Below are 13,840 nucleotides of genomic sequence, written 5' to 3'. Positions count from 1 at the left end.
CCCGCAGGGACCCAATTCCCGGGAACCGGGGAACTCGCGGGACGTTCCGGTCGTCGGACGTAGCATGCCGGACATGACGAACACACCGGACCGTGCGCGCACGCGCTTTCCCGGGATCAGCTCCCGCGCCTACGAACACCCTGCGGACCGCTCGGCCCTGGTCGCGCTGCGCTCCCTGACCGGCTTCGACGTCGTCCTGCGGCGGCTCTCGGGGCTGTTCAACGAGCGGGCGATCCGGCTGACGTTCCTCGCCAGTTCGGTGCGGGCGAGCGAGAACCAGTTCCACAACCTGTACGACATGGTGCGGGACGCCGCGTACATCCTGGACATGCCCGAGGTCCCGGAGGTGTACGTCGAGCAGAACCCGGCGGCGAACGCCTACGCGATCGGCGCGGACCACCCGTTCATCGTGGTCACGACGGGCCTGCTGGACCTGCACGACGACGAGGAGCTGCGGTTCGTCATCGGGCACGAGGTCGGGCACATCCTGTCCGGCCACTCGGTGTACCAGACGATGATGATGATCCTGACGCGGCTCGGGTCGCGGCTGGCGTGGCTGCCGCTCGGCAACCTCGGGATCGCGGCGATCCTCATGGGCCTGCGCGAGTGGCACCGCAAGTCCGAGCTGTCGTGCGACCGCGCGGGCCTGCTGACCGGCCAGGACCCGGCGGCGGTGAAGCGGGCGCTGATGAAGATGGCGGGCGGGACGCGGCTGGCGGACATGAACACCGACGCGTTCCTCCAGCAGGCGCGCGAGTACGACCAGGCGGGCGACGTCCGGGACGGGATGCTGAAGTTCCTGAACCTGCTCGGCCAGTCGCACCCGTTCGCGGTCGTCCGGCTCGCCGAGATCGACCGGTGGGCGTCCGACGGCGAGTACCTGCGGATCCTCGCGGGCGACTACCCGCGCCGCGCGGACGACGCGAACGCCAAGGTCACCGACGAGGTGAAGAACGCGGCGCGGTCGTACAAGGACTCGTGGGAGCGCAGCGCCGACCCGTTCGTCGGGAAGGTGAAGGACGTCGCGGACGCGGCGGCCGGCGCGGCGGGCGGCCTGTTCGACAAGCTGGCGCGGCGCGGCGGGGACACGTCCGCGCAGAACTGACGGGCGGTTAGAAGGGGGCCGGGACGAGCAGTTCCACGTTCCGGTCCTCGGCCGCACCCCGGCGCGCGGCGGGCTCGTCCTGCCAGTCGTTGCCCGCGACCTGCCGGGACAGGGACGCCAGGTGGAGCGGGTCGCCGGTGCGTCCGCCGAACAGGTCGGGCGCGGCCGAATCCAGGACGGTCGCGAAGATCGACAGCGTCCCGTCGCGGTTGTCGGCGATCTCCACGATCCGGCTCTGCTGCGGGAAGTCGACGTGCGAGGCCGTGTTGACCTCCCAGAACCCGCCGCCGCCGGGCCGCCGGTGCGCGAGCACCTCGTTGCGGTGGGTGTGGCCGTTCACCCACAGGACGACGTTCGGGAACCGCAGCAGCAGCGCCTTCACCTGGTCGCCGAGGATCCGGCCGCCGCCGAGCGGGTTGTCCAGCGTGGCGATGGTGTGGTGGCTGAACAGGACGAACAGCCTGTCCTTGACGCGATGCCCGACCCGCTTGCCCGACCCGTCCAGGTACCGGGAGCTGCCCGCCGTGAGCTGGGCTTCGAGCCAGGCGAACTGCGCGGCGTCCAGCGAGCCCTCGGAGTAGCCGTTCGGGTTGACGGTGTCGAGGACGAGCCCCCGCACGATCCCCCGGTCGAAGGCGTAGTGGGCCGTCCCGTCGCGGAGGTTGGCGGCGGTGAACCCGTGCCCGCGCGGCCCGCCGGATGTCGTGAAGTGCTCCCGCACGACCTCGGCCCGCGTCAGCAGCCGCCGCCGGGCGTCCGGCGTGACCGGGCGCAGCAGCCCGCCGAGCGACGGCAGCGCCCCAGGGTCCGCGCCGGTCAGCGCGCGGGCGAGCCGGGCCGCCTGCTCCCCGCCGGCCGGGGCGTTGATCTTGAACCCGCCGGTCGCGAGCCCGCTGACCAGCGGGTTCGGCGGCAGGTTGCCCTGGACGAGCCCGTCATGGTTGCCGAACACCGCGAGCCACGGCGAGTCGAGCCCGGTCGCGCGGAACGGGCGGCGCGCCGCGTCCAGCAGGCCGGGCACGCGCGGAAACCCGTGGGAGGCGAGCGCGACGTCCGCGCGGCCGCCCGGCGGCGGGCCGTCCGGGTGCCAGAACCGGTCGTCGTACACGACGCGGTCCATCACGCCCTCGTACCGGGTGGGGTCGCCGGAGTCGGGGCGGATCGTCCGGCCGTCGAGCAGGTCGATGATCCAGCGCAGCTCGTTGTACTGGACGTTGTCGGCCGCGTCCCCGGTGTTGATCGTGAACGCGAGCGGCAGCCCGGTCGCCGGGCCGCGCCCGACCCGGTTCAGCGCCCGGACCATCGCCTCGGCGACGTGCGTCGTCAGCGTCTCCTGGGGCCGCCACGCGCCCTCGACCGGCAGGACGGACAGCAGGTCCTTGAACCGGTCGGCGAACTCCACCCGCGCCGGGGACTGCGCGTCGATGACGTGGACGTCGGTGAGCTGCCCGAACGCCACCAGCCCGGCGCGGCGGGCGGCGCGGTCGCGGGCGGCGGCGCCGCCGAGGTCCCGGCGGAGCAGATGCGGCTCGCCGGGACCGGCGACGATCCGCCGGAACCGGCCGGAGCCGAGCAGCAGCGTGCGGTCGAGGGTCGTCCCGGCCGCCGGGCCGCGCAGCGCGGCGGACGCGGGACGGGCGGGCAGGACGAGTCCGGAGGACGCCAGCCCCGCGCCGAGCAGGACGCGGCGGCGGCTGATCGCAGGGCGCACCCCCGGATCAGACCACACCCGAAGTGTTACAGCAAGACCCGATTTGTCACAGGACGGCTACCGGACCTGCCCGTCCCCCGTCACGACGTACTTGGTGGACGTCAGCTCCGGCAGCCCCATCGGCCCCCGCGCGTGCAGCTTCTGCGTCGAGATGCCGATCTCCGCGCCGAACCCGAATTCCTCGCCGTCGGTGAACCGGGTCGAGGCGTTGACCATGACGGCCGCCGCGTCCACCCGCGCGGTGAAGCGCCGGGCGGCGGGCTGCGACGCCGTCACGATCGCCTCGGTGTGGCCCGAGCCGTGCCGGCGGATGTGCGCGACGGCGTCGTCCAGCGAGTCCACGACGCGGGCCGCGATGTCCAGCGAGAGGTACTCGGTGTCCCAGTCGTCCTCGGTGGCCGGGACGACCGCGTCCCCGTACGCGCGCACGCGCTCGTCGCCGTGGACGGTCACGCCCTTCTCCGCCAGCGCCGCGAGCGCCGCGGGCAGGAACGCGTCCGCGACGTCGGCGTGGACGAGCAGCGTCTCGGCCGCGTTGCACACCGACGGACGCTGCGTCTTGGCGTTCAGCAGGATCTCCACGGCCATCGCCACGTCGGCGGCGGCGTCCACGTACACCGAGCAGTTCCCGACGCCGGTCTCGATCACCGGGACCGTCGACTCCTCCACCACCGAGTTGATCAGCGACGCGCCGCCGCGCGGGATCAGCACGTCCACCAGGCCGCGCGCCCGCATGAGGTGCTTGACCGACTCGCGGCTCGTGCCGGGGACGAGCTGGACCGCGTCCGCCGGGACGGGCGTCCCCGCCAGCGCCCGCCGCATGACGTCGACCAGCACCGAGTTGGACGTGTGGGCCGACGACGAGCCGCGCAGCAGCGCCGCGTTCCCGCTCTTCAGGCAGAGCGCGGCGGCGTCCACCGTGACGTTCGGACGGCCCTCGTAGATGATCCCGACGACGCCGAGCGGCACCCGGACCTGCCGCAGGTCCAGCCCGTTCGGCAGGACGCTCCCCCGGACCGTCTCGCCGACCGGGTCGGGCAACGCCGCGACCGACCGCACGGCCTCGGCGATCGCCGCGATCCGCTCCGGCGTGAGGCTCAGCCGGTCGATCATCGCCTCGGCGGTGCCCGCCGCGCGCGCCCGCGTGACGTCCTCGGCGTTGGCCTTGACGATCTCGGCGGTCGCGGCCTCCAGCGCGTCGGCGACGGCGTGCAGCGCGGCGTCCTTCACCGCGCGGGTCAGCGGCGCCAGCTCCGCCGCCGCGTCCTTCGCCCGCCGCCCGGCGCGCTCGAAGTCCTCGCGGTCCGTCATACCGGCTCCTTCACGGTCGATCTCGGATAAGGGGTCAGCCGTCGGCGAGGACCACCATGCGGTCGCGGTGGATGATCTCGCGTTCGTACTCGGGGCCCAGCTCCCGGGACAGCCAGCGGGTGGAACGTCCCATGAGGTCCGGGATCTCCCCCGCGTCGTAGTTCACCAGGCCGCGCGCCACGACCCGGCCGGCGTTGTCGCACAGGTCCACCGGGTCGCCCGCGGCGAAGTCGCCCTGGACGCCGGTGACCCCGGCGGGCAGCAGCGACTTGCGGCGGCGGACGACCGCGTCCACCGCGCCCGCGTCCAGCAGCACCCGCCCGTGCCCGGTCGTCGCGTGCGCGAGCCACAGGTGGCGGCCCGACATCAGGTGCGGCGACTCGGGATGGAAGTAGGTGCCGATCGGGTCGCCCGCGAGCGCCCGCGCGGCCGACGCCGCGTCCGTCAGCACGACCGGGACGCCCGCGATCCGCGCCGCCTCGACCTTCGTGATCATCCCGCCGGTGCCGACGCGGCCGGACGCGCCGAGTTCGACGCCGTCCAGGTCCGACGGGCCGCGCACCTCGCCGATCCGCCGCGACCCGGGCTTGCGGGGGTCGCCGGTGTAGAGCGCGTCCACGTCCGACAGCAGCACGATCGCGTCGGCGCGGGTCAGGTGCGCGACCAGCGCGGCGAGGCGGTCGTTGTCGCCGAACCGGATCTCGTCGGTCGCGACCGTGTCGTTCTCGTTGACGATCGGGACGATCCCGAGCGCGAGGAGCTGCGCGAGCGTCCGCTGCGCGTTGCGGTGGTGCGAGCGGCGCATCATGTCGTCGGCGGTCAGGAGCACCTGCCCGACCGTCAGCCCGTGCCGCGCGAACGCCGCCGTGTACTGCGCGAACAGCAGGCCCTGCCCGACGCTCGCCGCCGCCTGCTGGGTCGCGAGGTCGCGCGGCCTGCGCGCCAGCCCGAGCGGCCCGAGGCCCGCAGCGATCGCCCCCGACGACACGAACACGATCTCGGTGCCCGCCGTGCGGCGCGCCGCGAGGACGTCCACCAGCGCGTCGATGCGCGCCACGTCGATCGTCCCGGCGGTGGTCGTCAGCGACGACGACCCCGCCTTCACGACGAGGCGGCGCGCCTTCTCGATCTCTGCACGACGACTGCTCACGGTCGTTACCTCGGGGGTTCGGGGGCGGTCAGCGACGTCCGTCCAGTCTCCGGTCCGTGCCGCGCGGGCCGGCCACGCCGTCGCCCGCGGCGATCTCGGGCTCCCAGTCGAAGACGACCGCGTCGTCCGGGGTGCCGATGAGGACGGTCGCGCCCGCCTCCGCGCCCGCGTCCCGCAGCGCCTCCTCGACCCCGAGCCGGGCCAGCCGGTCGGCGAGGTAGCCCACGGCCTCGTCGTTGGTGAAGTCGGTCTGCCGCAGCCACCGGACGGGCTTGTCGCCGGTGATGAGGTAGGTGTTCTCCCCCGTCTCCCTGACCGCGAAGTCCGTCTTGCCCTGCACGGGCGTCGGCCGCAGGACGATCCGCGTCGGCTCGGCGGGCGGCAGCGACGCCCGGTACTCCCCGACCATCTCGGCCATCGCGAACGTCAGCTCGCGCAGGCCCTCGTGGCTCGCCGCCGACACCTCGAACACCGTCAGGCCGCGCTTCTCGAACTCGGGACGGACCATCGCCGCGATCTCCCGGGCGTCCGGGACGTCCACCTTGTTCAGCACGACCAGCCGGGGCCGGTCCGACAGCGGACGGTCGCCGAGCACCCGGTCGTAGGCGCGCAGCTCCTGCTCGATGACGTCGAAGTCGGCGACCGGGTCGCGGCCCGGCTCGGGGGTCGCGCAGTCCAGCACGTGGACGAGCGTGGACGACCGCTCGATGTGCCGCAGGAATTCCAGGCCCAGCCCGCGCCCCTCGCTCGCGCCCTCGATGAGGCCCGGCACGTCGGCGACCGTGAACGTCGTGTCACCCGCGCTCACCACCCCGAGGTTCGGGACGAGCGTCGTGAACGGATAGTCGGCGATCTTCGGCTTGGCCGCCGACAGCGCCGCGATCAGCGAGGACTTGCCCGCGCTCGGGAAGCCGACCAGCGCCACGTCCGCGACGCTCTTCAGCTCCAGCACGATGTCGCGCTCGTCGCCGGGCTCGCCGAGCAGCGCGAACCCGGGCGCCTTGCGCTTGGCCGACGCCAGCGCCGCGTTCCCGAGCCCGCCCCGGCCGCCCTCGGCGACGACGAACCGCGTCCCCTCGCCCACCAGGTCGGCGAGGACCTCGCCGTCCGAGGACTTGACGACCGTGCCGTCCGGGACGGTGAGCACCACGTCGCCGCCGTCGGCGCCGGTGCGGTGCCCGCCCTGCCCCTGCCGGCCGTTCGGGGCGCGGCGGTGCGGACGGCGGTGGTACTCCAGCAGGCTCGCGGCGCCGGTGTCCACCTCCAGGATCACGTCCCCGCCCCGGCCGCCGTTGGCGCCGTCGGGGCCGCCGAGCGGCTTGAACTTCTCCCGGTGGACGGACGCGCAGCCGTTGCCGCCGTTCCCCGCCACGATGTGCAGGACCACGCGGTCCACGAACTGCGCGCCCGACCCGGCACCCGCTGCCACGGCCCCTCCTCGGCATCGTTTCGCTCCGCCGTCAGACAGAGCGAGGGGCGGACCGTACGGTCCGCCCCTCGAAAAAGCCTTCTCGGCCCGCGGACCTATTCCGCCGGGACGATGCTCACGGCGTTACGGCCACGGTAGCGCCCGAACTTCACCGCGCCCTCGACCAGCGCGAACAATGTGTCGTCGCCGCCACGGCCCACGCCCGGTCCCGGGTGGAAGTGGGTGCCGCGCTGGCGGACGATGATCTCGCCGGCGTTGACCACCTGGCCGCCGAAGCGCTTGACACCGAGCCGCTGGGCGTTGGAGTCACGACCGTTCCGGCTGGACGATGCGCCCTTCTTGTGTGCCATTGCCCCGCTCCCTTACTTCCCGGAGATACCGGTGATCTTGATCTCGGTGTACGGCTGGCGGTGACCCATCCGCCGCTTGTACCCGGTCTTGTTCCGGTAGTGCATGATGTTGATCTTCGGGCCCTTGACGGCGCCGACGATCTCGGCGGTCACCTGGTACCCGGCCAGGTCGGCGGCCTTGCTGACGACGTTGTCGCCGTCGACGACCAGCAGCGCCGGAAGGGTCAGCGAGTCACCCGGCTCGCCGGTCAGCTTGTCGACGGTGAGAACGTCGCCCTCGGCGACCTTCTCCTGCCTGCCGCCTGCGCGGACAATCGCGTACACCGCGGAAACCTCTCGTCTGCGCGCGCTTCCGGGCTCAACCGGTCCCACGCGTGGTCGAAACCAGCCCTCGGACGAGGGCCTACCCCCGGATCGCGCCGAGGGCGGCACACCGGCGGAGGAATCCACCGGCGCTCTGAACAGGGCCCGCCGCGGCGGCGGCGGGGACGCGCCCGGAGATTCCGGGCGGTCGCAGGCGCGCCGACGGCGCGCCGACATTTGAGAATACCGGATCGCGGGACCCGAACGCGAACCGCGTCCGGGTCCCCGACCGGCCGCTACTCGGCGGGCTCGTCCTTCTTCGTCCGGCGGGTGCGCCGGCGGCGGCCCGCCGTCGCGGCGGGCTCGGACTCCTCGGTCTCCACCGGCTCGTCGGCGGTCAGCGCGCCCGGCGCCGCCGTGGCCGACTCGGCGGCGGCCTCGGCGGCCTCCACCACGGCCTGCGGGTCGGACTCGTCGGTGTCGTCGTCGTCATCGTCGGCGGCCCGCGCCGCGTCCTGGCGGGCGAGCTTGTCCTCGACCGCCTTCTCCACGTCGCCCTTGCGCTTGCGGCGCCGCCCGCCGGGCTCCTTGGTGCCACTGTTGCCCTGCGCCTTGGCGTCCTTGGACTCCACCGGCGTGGGCTGGAGGTGGATCCCGCGGCCGTTGCAGCACTCGCAGGTCTCCGAGAACGCCTCCAGCAGCCCCTGCCCGACCCGCTTGCGCGTCATCTGGACGAGGCCGAGCGACGTCACCTCCGCGACCTGGTGCTTGGTGCGGTCCCGCGACAGGCACTCCACGAGCCGCCGCAGGACGAGGTCCCGGTTGCTCTCCAGCACCATGTCGATGAAGTCGACCACGATGATGCCGCCGATGTCGCGCAGCCGGAGCTGGCGGACGATCTCCTCGGCCGCCTCCAGGTTGTTGCGGGTGACCGTCTCCTCCAGGTTCCCGCCCTGGCCGGTGAACTTGCCGGTGTTGACGTCGATGACCGTCATCGCCTCGGTGCGGTCGATGACCAGCGAACCGCCGCTCGGCAGCCACACCTTGCGCTCCAGCGCCTTGGCGATCTGCTCGTCCACGCGGTAGGCGGCGAACGCGTCCCGGCCGCCCTCCCAGCGCTCCACCCGGTCCTGCAGGTGCGGCGCGACGTAGTGGACGTACTCCGACACGGTGTCCCACGCGCCGTCGCCCGCGACGACCAGCTTGGCGAAGTCCTCGTTGAAGATGTCGCGGATGACGCGGACGGTCAGGTCCGGCTCGCCGTGCAGCAGCGACGGCGCCGACGCCGTCTTCTGCTGCTTGCGGATGTTCTCCCACTGCGCCGACAGCCGCGCGACGTCCCGCGACAGCTCCTCCTCGGTGGCGCCCTCGGCGGCCGTCCGGACGATCACCCCGGCGTGCTCGGGCATGATCTTCTTGAGGATCTGCTTGAGGCGGGCGCGCTCCTTGTCGGGCAGCTTGCGGCTGATGCCCGTCATCGAGCCGTCCGGCACGTACACGAGGTAGCGGCCGGGCAGCGAGATCTGGCTGGTCAGCCGGGCGCCCTTGTGGCCCATCGGGTCCTTGGTGACCTGCACCAGCACCGACTGGCCCGACTTCAGCGCGACCTCGATGCGGCGCGGCTGGCCCTCCAGCCCCGACGCGTCCCAGTTGACCTCGCCCGCGTACAGGACGGCGTTGCGGCCCTTGCCGATGTCGACGAACGCCGCCTCCATCGACGGCAGCACGTTCTGCACCTTGCCGAGGTACACGTTGCCGACGTAGGACTGGTTCGTCGCGCGGTTGACGTAGTGCTCCACGAGGACGTCGTCCTCCAGCACCGCGATCTGCGTCCGCTCGCCCTCCTGGCGGACGACCATCGTCCGCTCCACCGACTCGCGGCGCGCCAGGAACTCCGCCTCGGTGATCACCGGCGGGCGGCGGCGGCCCTGCTCGCGGCCCTCGCGGCGGCGCTGCTTCTTGGCCTCCAGGCGGGTGGAGCCCCGGACGGACTGGACCTCGTCCTCGACCGTCCGCGCGTCCCGGACGTGCACGACGGTGTTCGGCTCGTCGGCCGCGACCGCGTCCTCGGCGCCCGCGCGGCGGCGGCGCCGGCGCCGGCGGCGGCTGCCCGTGCCCTCGCCGTCGCCCTGCTCGTCGTCGTCCTCGGCCTCGGCCTCGGCGGCGGGCGCGACGGCCTCCTTCTTGGTCTCCTTCTTCGCCTTCTCGGGCGCGGGCTGCTCGGCCTCGGCCGGCTCGTCGCCGCCCTCGTCGGCGGCGCCGTCCTTGCCGCTCTTGCCCCGGCCCCGGCCGCCCCGGCGGCGCCGGCGACGGCCCGACCGCTCGGCGGACTCATCGTCCTCGGCGGCCTCCTCGGCGGTGGCGGCGGGCTCGGCCGTCTCGGCGGTCTCCTCGACGGCGACGGCCTCGCGCTCGGTGCGCGGCGTGGACGCGGTCGGCTGCGGCGGCTGGAACACGACCATCGGCGGCTGGAACGTCACCGACGGGATCCCGGCCGGAACGCCGGTCTCGCCCTCCTCGGTGTCCGGCTCGGCGGGCGTGCCGTCGGCGGGCGCGGCGACGGGCTCGGCCGGCGCGGGCGCGGTGTCCTCGGCGGGCGGCTCGGGCGGCGGCCCGGCGGGCGCGACGGCACGGCGCCGCGACCGCGTCCGCGCGGCGGGCCGCTCGGCCTGCGGCTCCTGCGCCGTCTCGGGCGCCGTCTCGGTCTCGGGCTCGGCGGGCGCGGCGACGGCCTCGACGGCGGGCGCCGCTGCGGCGGTGCGGCGGCGGGTCCGGGAGCGCGCGGCGGGCTTGTCCGCCGCAGGCTCGGCCGCGCTCTCCGGGGCGGCCTCGGCCGCGTCCTTGCCACCGCGCGCGGACGCGGCGTCCTCGGACGCGCCCCCGGCGGCGGACGCGGCGGTGCCGCTGCGGGCGGACCCGCGCCCGGCCTTGCGCCCGGTCGCGGTCCCCGCCTCGGTCGCGGTCCCGGCAGCCGGCGCGGCCTCGGGCGCCGTCCCGGCGGCCGGCGCGGCCTCGGTCCCGGCGGTGGACGCGGTCCCGGTCGCGAGCGCGGCGGGCTCGGCGGCGGATCCGGTGGTGGACTCTTCGGCGGGCTCGACCGGCACGACCTTCTTGCGCGTGCGCGTCGTCCGCGTGACCTTCGGCTTGCGCACGGGCGCGGCCGGGGCGGTCTCCAGGGCCGGCACGACGGGCGCTGCGGCCTCCTCGACCTCCGGCGGCGGGCCCGCGGGCCTGCTCGCGGCGCGGCGTGTCGTGCGCGCCGGCTTCTTCACCTGTGCGGTGCCGGCGGCCGTGGCCGATTCGGCTTCGTTCTCAAGCATCCGGGCAATCTCCCGTCAGGTTCCCGGGCGCGACCGCGCCGTCCCGCCCGTCAGGGCGGGAACGTGCGGTGCGCCGCGCGGGAACGCTCCTCAGTTCTCGGTGCCGGTGCGTCCGGACGGTCGTCCGGGCGCGCCGACGAAGTCGTCGGGGGTGCGCCCGCCCGCATGTCGCGGGCCCGTACCGTGGCGAGCACGGCACAGTCCCCTAGGGGTGAGCGCCGGCGGCATCCACGCCCACGGCCGGCGGGCGAAGGGCAGGCACGGCCGCCGTGCCGGCACCATCGCCGGTCGGCTGCGCGGTCTCCCGATCGGGTCCGAGCGGATCCGTGAGGCCACCGGTGGCCGCGTCCAGAGGCCCCTGCGCCAGCCTGGTCACCAACGGCGGTGACGGCGGCGCGAGGTCGGCGATCTGGCGCAGTCCGGTGAGGATGTCGTCGGGTCGTACGGCAGGAGTGGTATGCCGGACAACCATGCGAAGTATCGCACAAGGGGCATCCGCCGCCTCCGAGGCACGCCGGTCCAGCTCGCAGCGGGACACGGCGGGCCGCGTGTCGAAACGGCGCCGACCCTTCTTGGTGAGGCGTTCGACCTCGACCGCCTCGGCGGCCAGGAACGCCGCCACGGCTGCGGCGGCCTCGTCGATCCCGATCCCGTCCAGCCGGACGCGCCACTCCGACGCCTCCAGCCGGTCGGCCAGGGCACTCGCCCGGCCGGACCCCGGCGGCACGACCACGACGTCCACGACGTCCAGTCCGCCGGGCAGGGCCGCGTCGAGCTCGCGACGGACCCGTTCGGGGTCGCGCGGCTCGGTGAGCCCGAGTTCGAGGTACTCCGCCTCGCTGGCCACCCCGGTGGCCGCCGCACCCGCGTACGAGATCTTCGGGTGCGGGGTGAATCCCGCGCTGTACGCGACCGGGATCCCGGCGCGCCGGACGGCGCGTTCCACGGCCCGGGATATGTCGCGATGGCTCGTGAAGCGCAGTCTGCCCCGCTTGGCGTAGCGGACCCGCAGACGCTGGATCACGGGGGCCGGTGCAGGACCCTCCGGCATGGGTGCCAGGGCCTTCGTCCTTCCTACTGTGGTCGCGAGTCGTCGGCGTCCGCCCGTGTCGGACGGACGCTCTACCCAACAGAATACGGCTCCCCGACGGGCCATCGACCGCCGCGCCGCACCAGAAGATCGTCTTCGCTGCGCAAACCCTTGTGCGGCAGGGACTTCCGGCGTTTCTTCCGATTCGTCAGACGACGTTCAGCGGGAGCAGTTTGCGCCCGGTCGGGCCGATCTGGATCTCGGTGCCCATCGTGGGGCAGACGCCGCAGTCGTAGCAGGGCGTCCAGCGGCAGTCCTCGACCTCGGTCTCCTCGACCGCGTCCCGCCAGTCCTGCCAGAGCCATTCGCGGTCGAGCCCGGCGTCGAGGTGGTCCCAGGGCAGGACCTCGACCTCGTCGCGCTCGCGGACGGTGTACCAGTCGACGTCCACGGGCTCGTCGGCGAGGGCCTTCTCGGCAGCCGTCAGCCAGCGCTCGAAGGAGAAGTGCTCGCTCCAGCCGTCGAACCGGCCGCCGTCCTCCCACACCGCGCGGATCACCCGGCCGACGCGGCGGTCGCCGCGCGACAGCAGGCCCTCGATCACCGACGGCTGCCCGTCGTGGTAGCGCAGGCCGATGGCGCGGCCGTACTCGCGGTCGCCGCGCAGGGCGTCCTTGAGGGCGCGCAGGCGGCGGTCGACGGTCTCGTGGTCGCACTGGGCGGCCCACTGGAACGGGGTGTGCGGCTTCGGGACGAACCCGCCGATCGACACCGTGCAGCGGATGTCGCGGCGGCCGGTGGCGTCGCGGCCGGCCTTGATGACGCGGCGGGCCATGTCGGCGATCGCGAGGACGTCGGCGTCCTCCTCGGTGGGCAGGCCGCACATGAAGTACAGCTTGACCTGCCGCCAGCCGTTCTCGTACGCGGTCGTGACGGTGCGGATGAGGTCGTCCTCGGACACCATCTTGTTGATGACGCGCCGCATCCGCTCCGAGCCGCCCTCGGGCGCGAACGTCAGGCCCGAGCGGCGCCCGCCGCGCGAGAACTCGCCCGCGAGCGTGATGTTGAAGGCGTCCACGCGGGTGGACGGCAGCGACAGCGACGTGTTGGTGCCCTCGTAGCGGTCGGCGAGGCCCTTGGCGACCTCGGCGATCTCGCTGTGGTCGGCGCTGGACAGGCTGAGCAGCCCGACCTCCTCGAACCCCGACGCCTTCAGCCCGTTCTCGACCATGTCGCCGATCGTGGTGATCGACCGCTCGCGCACCGGACGGGTGATCATCCCGGCCTGGCAGAACCGGCAGCCGCGCGTGCAGCCCCGGAAGATCTCCACGCTGAACCGCTCGTGGACGGTCTCGGCCAGCGGCACCAGCGGCTTCTTCGGGTACGGCCACTGGTCCAGGTCCATGACGGTGTGCTTGGCGACCCGCCACGGAACACCGTTCCGGTTCGGCGCGACGCGCTGGATCCGGCCGTCGGGCAGGTACTCGACGTCGTAGAACTTCGGCACGTAGACGCCGCCGGTGCGGGCGAGGCGCAGCAGGACCTCGTCGCGTCCGCCGGGCTCGCCCTCGTCCTTCCACTCGCGGATCAGCTCGGTGATCGCCAGCGCGATCTCCTCGCCGTCGCCGAGGACGGCCGCGTCGACGAAGTCGGCGATCGGCTCGGGGTTGAACGCGGCGTGCCCGCCCGCGAGGACGATCGGGTGCCCGTCGGTGCGGTCGGCGGCCTCCAGCGGGATCCCGGCCAGGTCCAGCGCGGTGAGCAGGTTGGTGTAGCCGAGTTCGGTGGAGAACGAGACGCCGAGGACGTCGAACGCCCCGACGGGCCGGTGCCCGTCCACGGTGAACTGCGGGATGCCGTGCTCCCGCATCACGGCCTCCATGTCCGACCACACCGAGTACGTCCGCTCCGCGAGGACGCCGTCGCGCTCGTTGAGGATCTCGTACAGGATCTGGACGCCCTGGTTGGGCAGGCCGACCTCGTAGGCGTCGGGGTACATCAGCGCCCACCGGACGCGGGCCGCGTCCCAGTCCTTCACCTCGGAGTTCAGCTCCCCGCCGACGTACTGAATCGGCTTCTGCACCCGCGGGAGCAGCGGCTCCAGCCGTGGGAAGAGCGACTCGATGGGCAT

10 protein-coding genes are annotated in these 13,840 nt (G+C 73.8%); 1 reads left to right on the top strand and 9 read right to left on the bottom strand.

Features of this window, described 5'->3' with window-relative positions; translation table 11 throughout:
• The first annotated feature begins 64 nt into the window (after window positions 1–64).
• The gene (locus tag BTM25_RS11255) at window positions 65–1,105 is read left to right on the top strand and encodes a M48 family metallopeptidase (RefSeq protein WP_205648029.1); all 1,041 of its coding nucleotides are present in this window, start codon (window positions 65–67) and stop codon (window positions 1,103–1,105) included.
• A 7-nt stretch (window positions 1,106–1,112) separates the two neighbouring features.
• On the opposite strand, the gene BTM25_RS11250 is transcribed toward BTM25_RS11255, so the two are convergent.
• The 9 genes from BTM25_RS11250 to BTM25_RS11210 all read right to left on the bottom strand — a co-directional run bounded on the left by BTM25_RS11250 (window position 1,113) and on the right by BTM25_RS11210 (window position 13,840).
• Window positions 1,113–2,816, bottom strand: a complete 1,704-nt coding sequence (locus tag BTM25_RS11250; RefSeq protein ID WP_103562612.1) for a TIGR03767 family metallophosphoesterase — start codon at window positions 2,814–2,816, stop codon at window positions 1,113–1,115.
• A gap of 57 nt (window positions 2,817–2,873) precedes the next feature.
• On the bottom strand, window positions 2,874–4,127 hold the full coding sequence (locus BTM25_RS11245) for a glutamate-5-semialdehyde dehydrogenase (protein ID WP_103562611.1): 1,254 nt from the start codon (window positions 4,125–4,127) through the stop codon (window positions 2,874–2,876).
• Window positions 4,128–4,161: 34 nt separating this feature from the next.
• Window positions 4,162–5,277 carry a glutamate 5-kinase gene (proB, locus tag BTM25_RS11240; protein WP_205648028.1) on the bottom strand — a complete coding sequence of 372 codons (1,116 nt, stop codon included), beginning with the start codon at window positions 5,275–5,277 and terminating at the stop codon, window positions 4,162–4,164.
• 28 nt (window positions 5,278–5,305) lie between these two features.
• Window positions 5,306–6,706 (bottom strand): GTPase ObgE, encoded by a 1,401-nt coding sequence (gene obgE, locus BTM25_RS11235; RefSeq protein WP_103562610.1) that lies wholly within the window; start codon window positions 6,704–6,706, stop codon window positions 5,306–5,308.
• A 95-nt stretch (window positions 6,707–6,801) separates the two neighbouring features.
• The gene (gene rpmA / locus BTM25_RS11230; protein ID WP_103562609.1) at window positions 6,802–7,056 is read right to left on the bottom strand and encodes a 50S ribosomal protein L27; all 255 of its coding nucleotides are present in this window, start codon (window positions 7,054–7,056) and stop codon (window positions 6,802–6,804) included.
• Between the two features lie 12 nt (window positions 7,057–7,068).
• On the bottom strand, window positions 7,069–7,380 hold the full coding sequence (rplU, locus tag BTM25_RS11225) for a 50S ribosomal protein L21 (RefSeq protein WP_103562608.1): 312 nt from the start codon (window positions 7,378–7,380) through the stop codon (window positions 7,069–7,071).
• Window positions 7,381–7,655: 275 nt separating this feature from the next.
• A complete protein-coding gene (locus BTM25_RS11220; RefSeq protein WP_103562607.1) occupies window positions 7,656–10,679 on the bottom strand; it encodes an Rne/Rng family ribonuclease in 3,024 nt (1,007 codons plus the stop codon).
• Window positions 10,680–10,884: 205 nt separating this feature from the next.
• Entirely contained in the window at window positions 10,885–11,730 is an 846-nt protein-coding gene (locus BTM25_RS11215; protein ID WP_103562606.1) for a TIGR03936 family radical SAM-associated protein, read from the bottom strand.
• A 187-nt stretch (window positions 11,731–11,917) separates the two neighbouring features.
• Entirely contained in the window at window positions 11,918–13,840 is a 1,923-nt protein-coding gene (locus BTM25_RS11210; RefSeq protein ID WP_103562605.1) for a TIGR03960 family B12-binding radical SAM protein, read from the bottom strand.

Origin of the sequence: Actinomadura rubteroloni, from assembly GCF_002911665.1 — a bacterium.
Lineage (GTDB): Bacteria > Actinomycetota > Actinomycetes > Streptosporangiales > Streptosporangiaceae > Spirillospora > Spirillospora rubteroloni.
This window is presented reverse-complemented; position numbering and strand designations above follow the sequence as displayed.

Coding starts and splice junctions, on each gene's coding strand:
- BTM25_RS11215 (WP_103562606.1), bottom strand. CDS start 11,730: ATGCCGGAGGGTCCTGCACCGGCCCCCGTGATCCAGCGTCTGCGGGTC.
- BTM25_RS11210 (WP_103562605.1), bottom strand. CDS start 13,840: ATGCCCATCGAGTCGCTCTTCCCACGGCTGGAGCCGCTGCTCCCGCGG.
- BTM25_RS11255 (WP_205648029.1), top strand. CDS start 65: ATGCCGGACATGACGAACACACCGGACCGTGCGCGCACGCGCTTTCCC.
- BTM25_RS11245 (WP_103562611.1), bottom strand. CDS start 4,127: ATGACGGACCGCGAGGACTTCGAGCGCGCCGGGCGGCGGGCGAAGGAC.
- rpmA (WP_103562609.1), bottom strand. CDS start 7,056: ATGGCACACAAGAAGGGCGCATCGTCCAGCCGGAACGGTCGTGACTCC.
- BTM25_RS11220 (WP_103562607.1), bottom strand. CDS start 10,679: ATGCTTGAGAACGAAGCCGAATCGGCCACGGCCGCCGGCACCGCACAG.